Annotated in this window: 1 protein-coding gene; it reads right to left on the bottom strand. The window is 47.6% G+C overall.

Annotation, left to right across the window (positions count from 1 at the left end):
• Positions 1-1,182, bottom strand: a 1,182-nt coding sequence (gene ltrA, locus JOC37_RS13060; RefSeq protein ID WP_204619583.1) for a group II intron reverse transcriptase/maturase, incomplete at its 3' end; no start/stop codon positions are given.
• Positions 1,183-1,745 lie beyond the last annotated feature (563 nt).

Genomic DNA, 1,745 nt, shown 5'->3' with positions numbered 1-1,745 from the left:
AAGGGCTTTATTTACTTGCGGAGTATTTGATAAGCGCCATATTCCTTTTCGTGAGCTACTTATTAATACAGCCCATTTTTTGGGTATTCCCAGTGCAATTAGCTTCTTTCTCTTTGTCTTAGGCTTCTTCCATTGTTTTAAATAGCACATTCGCAGACGTCTGCGTATCCATTCATCCAGCCTTTGGATTACGCTTCTGGTGTCCGCTAATTGGAAATATCCCATCCAACCTATTAAGTATGTGTTTAGTCTTTTAATCCGGTGTTTCATTGATTTACTCTGGCTTCGGTTGGTCAGTTCACGTATTTTGTTCTTAAACCGTTTTATAGTCTTTGGCGCTAACCTAATTTTGACATTCTTATCAGATCCAAATGAGAATCCAAGAAATTTCCTTCTCCACGGCCGGTCAACTGCACTCTTTTCCATGTTGACCTTTAGCTTTAGTCTTCCTTCCACAAATCTCTTGACACTAGCCATGACCCTTTCACCTGCTCTGCGGCTTTTGACGTAAATGTTACAGTCATCGGCATAACGTACGTACTTATGTCCCCGGCGTATTAGTTCCCAATCCAGCTCATCAAGCATGATATTGGCCAGAAGTGGACTCAGAGGGCCACCTTGCGGTGTTCCCATTTCACTTCTTACACAGCAACCGTTTATCATTACCCCGGCTTGAAGGTATCTTCTTATCAGCAGTAACACTCTTTTATCCTTAATCCTCCGGGCTATTCGTGACATTAGTATGTCATGATTAACCTTGTCGAAGAATTTTTCCAGGTCGAAGTCTACTACCCAGCGATAGCCTTCTTTTATATATTCTTGGGCTTGTTTGACGGCCATTTGTGCTTTACGTTGGGGCCTAAAGCCGTAGCTGTACGGTGAAAATGTTGGGTCGTATATCATGGTTAAGATTTGGGATAGGGCCTGCTGGATTAAGCGGTCTAGTACCGTCGGTATCCCTAGCAACCTTACTCCCCCGTCTGGTTTCGGGATTTCGACTCGACGTACAGGTTTGGGTTGATAGGTTCCGTCTAGGAGTTGCTGTTTAATTTCAGACCACCGTTCCTTGAGAAATGGAAGAAGGGATTTTGTTTCCATTCCATCAATTCCCGGCGCTCCCTTATTGCTTTCCACCCGGTACAGTGCTTGAGTCATATTGTCTCTTTCAACCACTTGTTCCATCAGGTGCGTTAGATGGTCTTCGCGGGTCGTTTCCCTGGTTCGTGCCGGAGAAAGACTCGGCACTCCTTCAGTCCCCTGCGGGTTCACCGCTTCCTCCTGAAGGCAGCTCTCTTTTGAGATTTTCTGCTGTCTCCGTCTTTCTCTCGAACTTGCCATGAACTTCCCTCACAATCATGTTCGGCCCTTCCCTGTTAGAACGTCTCCTTACAGGTACTATGGCCTCTGCTGACTCCTGACAGTTCAATCGTGCATCGCTGCACGGGTTACCAATTTAATTGGCGTATCTGTCAGGCCTCCCCGGGTAAGTGCGCTGTCTTTCCCTCCATCTACCCGCCCCATCTACTCTCGGCAGCCTTCGATAGCAAGGACTTCGCTTTGTTATGCAAGCTCATCCAGCTGCCGCTAGCCTCACCTGGGGTTCGTGGTCCTCGGGCCGGAGGTTTGCCGCCGGCTTCCTTCGGATTCTGCGTCGCCGCGGACACCCTTGCCTTAAGCTAACGTTTACTGCTACCTTCAACGTTCGGGACTTTCACCCTATAGACATTGCCCATGCCGGGCACACA

Origin of the sequence: Desulforadius tongensis (genome assembly GCF_016907915.1) — a bacterium.
In the GTDB taxonomy this organism is placed as follows: domain Bacteria; phylum Bacillota; class Desulfotomaculia; order Desulfotomaculales; family Desulfohalotomaculaceae; genus Desulforadius; species Desulforadius tongensis.
Note: the sequence above shows the minus strand (reverse complement) of the source record. Positions and strands in the feature narration are given on the sequence as shown.